This window comes from Oleiphilus sp. HI0123, from assembly GCF_001635315.1.
The window spans coordinates 1-5,089 of sequence record NZ_LWGE01001496.1 but is presented as its reverse complement, the minus strand read 5'-3'; the positions used below and the strand labels follow the sequence as shown (position 1 = coordinate 5,089).

Here is a 5,089-nt window from a genome sequence, read left to right as displayed (position 1 = left end):
AGGCTATCCAAACGGTATTGCGGGTGAAGATATTCATATCTTTGCGCGAATTGCTTCGGTGGCAGATGTGTTCGATGCGCTGGTGAATCGTCGATGCTATAAACAAGCTAGGTCTATAGACGAGACATTAAACTTCTTCAAAGAGATGAAAGGCACTAAGTTCGAGCCGCGTTTGGTTGATTTATTACTCGATACCCAAGAAGAGCTAATGAAAATTCAAGAGGCGCATGCCGATTAGGCATGCGCATACGATACTAGGTTTTACGCTTAGAATGCTAAGGCAAAGCCTAGTAGTATCGATAGAGTAGCGAGACCGGATGCAACAATGATTGTCGCCATTGCCTTGTCTTGTTTGGCTGCATCAGAACGAGTAAACGACGCTCTATCTTCGAAGGTCATTTGTTTTAGCGGTGCAGCTAGCATTGGCTTCATTTCGTTATCAACTAAAATTGAATCGTTGGCTGGGTTGTCCTTGCCTGAGCCTTTTTTAGTTTGATGAGGAATGCCGTTAATTCGTGTCTGAAAAGTTGTATTTTCGGCTTCTTCTTGTTCACTCTCTTGCAGCAACTCCAGCGCCCAGCTTTCATCAACCTCTTGCGGTTCAGTGCTCCGGTATGCTGTATAGGTTTGGTTAAACTTTTCGTATAGTGCAGTGGTTTCTTGAAGTGTGAGAGTCTGATCCTGCGCTTTTTGAGAGACCATATTCAAAATACGCGCACGCTCGTCGTGTATCTGTTTATTGTCTTGCTCTAATGCTGAGTTTCCGTAATCTTCAATTGTTGCTACTGACATGATTCGTTCCTGAATTAATTGCCTTCTCTCTCCTTGGCGAACCGTTATCTTAAAACGATAAACGTCGAAAAGGCGTTAAAAGTAAATTCCAATTTGCTTCTTATTACAGGTTCTTTGAATCGATATTATCGGGGGGAGAATAGGAATTCAAAAGCCATATCAAGCTCTTGATTCTATTTCGATAGTGAGTGCTCAATGCAGTTCACTATGACTAACTCTTCCCTGTTATTGTTGTAGATCGAGATACTATCCTGATGTGGGCAATAATAGGTGGAAAGCTGCAAGTGGTCAATGTTTGCCGTGTGAGACATTGACCATTCTTGATGAGGGAAAAATCGATAAATTAAAGTGCTCGAGTTTCTCCAACCTTCATCAATAAAGCATTTTCATCGCCATAGCTTTGATCTATAGCGGCTTGTTTAAAGCGAGGAGGGGCTTCAAATGGGTCTTCAGGTGTCAGCATGATAGCCCCCCAATGCATGCCGATGGTTTTCTGTGCTTTGATACTTCTTGCAATTTCAATGGCATCTTCAGGTGTCGCGTGAACAGAACGCATATACCTTCTTGGCTCATAGGCGCCAATACCAATTAAGGCCAAATCGAAGGGGCCTGCCCGTTCACCTATCTCCTTGAATATCTCACCTTTCGCTGTATCGCCCGAGAACCATATGCTTCTTTCCTTGGAGCGGAAGCTGAAGCTTGCCCATAGGGTCTTGTTGGTATCAAAGAGGCCTCTGCCAGAGAAATGCACGGCGGGTAGTGTGGTGATGGTTAGTTCTTCGACTTGTGTTTCTTGCCACCAGTCTTGCTCAATAACACGCTTGTAGCCTCGCGATGTTAAGAAGCGCTTAAGGCCCAAGGGTACGATGACTAAAGTTTCTTTTTTGTAGGGGTAGGCTCGAAGGGCTAAGTCATCTAAGTGGTCATAGTGGTTGTGGCTGATGGCTATGATATCGGCTTGGGGTAATGACTTGGCGTCAAATGCAGAAGGCACAAAACGTTTGGGGCCTAAAGAACCAAGGCCAGCAACTTCACTCAAGAAGGGGTCGGTAATGATAACTTTGTTGTTTAGGCGGAGGATAAAGGCTGCATGACCTATCCAGGTGATGCTAGGTTGCGGTGTATCGCGGTATTGCTGCTCCACTTGCTCCTTGGGCAGAATGTGGCCTTCAGGTATAGAAGGCATTCTATTTGCGAAGGGGAAGGTGGTAAAGAAGCGTATTGCTTCCCAAGTGCTACTAGTGCGTTTTGGGCTGCCGGGAGGGTTTCGAAACCCTCCTACTGGTAGATGATGTTGGGGGCGCTTGCTTGTCGACACTTGTGCTATTTCTTTCGTTTAACTGATTTTTTCTTGGCGCTTGTTTTCTTTCCAGAGGTTTTCTTTTTCTTCTTAGAACCAGCCGCTTTTCCGGAAGCTTTGAGTTTTTTCGGGCCTTTATAGTGACCTTCAAGCTCTTTAACTTTACGTCGCTTGAAGGTCTGCTTTAGAAAACGCTCTATACCGGCCATAAGGTTAAATTCAGGCGCGGAAATAAGGGTGATGGCTAAACCCTTTTCGCCCGCTCTGCCGGTGCGACCTATACGGTGGACATATATCTCACCACGCCTCGGCATTTCGAAGTTGATCACCAGATCCATGCCTTCAATATCAATACCTCGTGCAGCAATATCTGTAGCGACCATTACTTTCAGCTCGTTACGGCGCATTTTGCTCATCACGAGATTTCGTTGTTTCTGGTCTTTGTCTCCGTGTAATACACCAGCGCTAATTTCTTGTTGCTGCATGACACGGTAAACCTGATCTACTTGCTCTTTCGAGTTACAAAAGACAATGCTGTGACGATATGTTTCGTTTCTTAGTAGCCAGCATAGTAGTTGGTATTTGTGAGCGTTATCGTCAGCAAAGATGATTTGCTGATCAATTGATGTGTGAGTATCGCTTGTTTGGTTTAGCTCATACACTTTTGGCTCATCTAGCAACTGGTCTGCCAGGCCTCGAAGTGCTTTATTGGCTAGTGTTGCTGAATAGAGCTGCGTTTGACGCCGTTGATGACAGTGTTCTGAAATAGATAGAATCTCATCGCTAAAGCCCATGTCGAGTAAGCGGTCTGCTTCATCAAGTATCAGGATGTCTACCGAAGAAAGGTCTAACAGGTCTCTGGCAAGCAATTCAGACAAACGCCCCGGTGTTGCCACGATAAAGTGTGGCGGGTTTTGAATGATTTCGGTCTGTTTGTGGATGTCAGTACCGCCACCGATATGACCCAACTTAAGTGCTGTAAAGCGAGCTAGCTGTTTTGCCTGCTTAAGCACTTGTTGGGCGAGTTCACGTGTAGGAACCAATACCAGGGCAAGTATGTCACCGCCTTCTTCATGCATTATTTGGTCGAAGGTAGGGAGTAGATAGGCAGCCGTTTTACCACTACCTGTCTCAGCGCTGACAAATAAGTCTTCGCCATCGAGCGCGTCAACCAGGGTTTTTTCCTGAACTTCAGTCGGTTCTTTAAAACCTGCTTCTTCTATTGCTTGAATTAAACTGTCTTCGAGTTCACTGAACACAAATATTACCCTCTTCGAATGTGAAGCGGATAATACCAAATTAGAGCAAGAGTTATTAGAAGAAAGGAGAGAAATCGAGAAGTATTAAAATAAACAAGTAGATACTTGATTCTATCTGATTGCGCGCTTTACTCTAGACTTCTTCCCAATACTAACAATCTAATGTTGAACAAATCATATATGAATACCAAGCTAATTCACCTTTTTTCCCTGGTTTTCCTTATTCTTTTGCTTATTTCTACCAGCCTTTTTGCACGACCCAAAATTGGTTTGGCTTTGGGAGGAGGTGGTGCCAAAGGCGGTGCTCATGTTGGTGTGCTTAAAGCCTTAGAGCGTGAGCAGATTCCTGTTGATTACATAGCGGGCACCAGTATTGGCTCGATCGTAGGTGGCCTATATGCCATGGGTTACAGCGCGGCAGAGATTGAGAAGAAGATGATGGCTACTACGTGGGAGGAAGGTTACTCAGACTCGATTCCTCGTCAAGATTTACCTTATCGCTTAAAGCAAAGAGACCAATTTAATGTACCCTTGGATATAGGGCTGCGTGATTACCAAATTACCTCGCCAAGTGGTTTGTTGTATGGTCAGCGTGCCGCGCAGCTATTACGTGAGACCTTTGGTATGGTGCCGGTGCTATCGAGCTTTGATCAGCTGTCGATACCTTATCGAGCAATTGCGACCGACCTGAGCCGCAACGAGCAAGTTACACTAGATCACGGAGACCTACTTAGTGCTATGAGAGCCTCGGCCAATGTGCCTGGTGTGTTGGCACCTGTAAACTGGGACGGGCAGTTGTTAGTTGATGGTGGTTTGGTAAATAACGTTCCAATAGATGTCGTGAAACAAATGGGGGCGGATATCGTTATCGCAGTAGATATCGGGGATGAGTTAGCTAAGCCTGAATCCTTGACTGATACTTTTTCTATCTTGGGGCAGCTCTCTAACTTTCTCACCGTGGCCTCGACTGAAAAACAAAAGGCACACCTGGCGGCTGAAGATATTCTAATAAAGCCTGATATTGATAATTTGAGTACGACTGATTGGTCAACCTTTCACTTGGGAATACAAGAAGGTCTTGAAGCGGCTGAATATCATTTGTTGTCATTGCAGGCTTTGTCACTTTCGGAGGCAGAGTATCAGTCTTACCTGTTGGCAAAAGAGAGGGTGAAAAACCGTTTGGTGCGTGTGCAAAAAGAAGCATTTAAACAGATTAGAATAGATAACCACTCCAATGCTCATCAAAGTATTATTTCAGAAAACCTGGATTTAAAAGCGGGTGAGAAGTTAAGTCCGAGTCAACTTAACCAGGCATTAAGTCGAGTATATTCCCTTGATGAGTTTCAGCGAGTTGATGCCAGAATAATCCCCGAGAACGATCAGCACAGTGTCATAGTTACTGCCGAAGGAAAAGATTGGGGGCCGAACTTCCTTGAGTTTGGCTTGGGCTGGGAAACCAATTTTACCGATCAGTCAAAGACGGATCTTGATTTGGCTTATACCGCGACTAACCTAAGCGTTAATGGTGGAGAGTGGCGTTCGCAACTAGAGCTGGGAAGTGATCCTGAGTTAAATACGGAGTTATATTGGCCACTAACAAAATCCCGTACTTTTTATACTTTAGGTCGCTATGCCTTCGAGTCTGTTGACTGGCGTCTACTTGACCTCAATGTTCTTCCCTTAACTGTCGAGCAGAATATTCATCAGCTTCGGGCGGGTTTGGGGTTTAACTTTTCCA

At 44.9% G+C, this 5,089-nt stretch carries 5 protein-coding genes; 2 read left to right on the top strand and 3 right to left on the bottom strand.

The features are described 5' to 3' along the window. A partial coding sequence (locus A3761_RS27955; protein WP_369808237.1) for an HD-GYP domain-containing protein occupies positions 1 to 238 on the top strand: 238 nt, incomplete at its 5' end. A 29-nt stretch (positions 239 to 267) separates the two neighbouring features. On the opposite strand, the gene A3761_RS19780 is transcribed toward A3761_RS27955, so the two are convergent. The 3 genes from A3761_RS19780 to A3761_RS19770 form a co-directional block, all read right to left on the bottom strand. Next, positions 268 to 792, bottom strand: a complete 525-nt coding sequence (locus A3761_RS19780; RefSeq protein WP_068509498.1) for a hypothetical protein — start codon at positions 790 to 792, stop codon at positions 268 to 270. Between the two features lie 343 nt (positions 793 to 1,135). After that, positions 1,136 to 2,110 carry an MBL fold metallo-hydrolase gene (locus tag A3761_RS19775; RefSeq protein WP_068509495.1) on the bottom strand — a complete coding sequence of 325 codons (975 nt, stop codon included), beginning with the start codon at positions 2,108 to 2,110 and terminating at the stop codon, positions 1,136 to 1,138. 5 nt (positions 2,111 to 2,115) lie between these two features. Then, positions 2,116 to 3,351: a DEAD/DEAH box helicase gene (locus A3761_RS19770; RefSeq protein ID WP_197469805.1), complete on the bottom strand. Its 1,236-nt coding sequence runs from the start codon at positions 3,349 to 3,351 to the stop codon at positions 2,116 to 2,118. A 180-nt stretch (positions 3,352 to 3,531) separates the two neighbouring features. Here A3761_RS19770 and A3761_RS19765 point away from each other — a divergent pair. Next, a partial coding sequence (locus A3761_RS19765) for a patatin-like phospholipase family protein (protein WP_197473133.1) occupies positions 3,532 to 5,089 on the top strand: 1,558 nt, incomplete at its 3' end.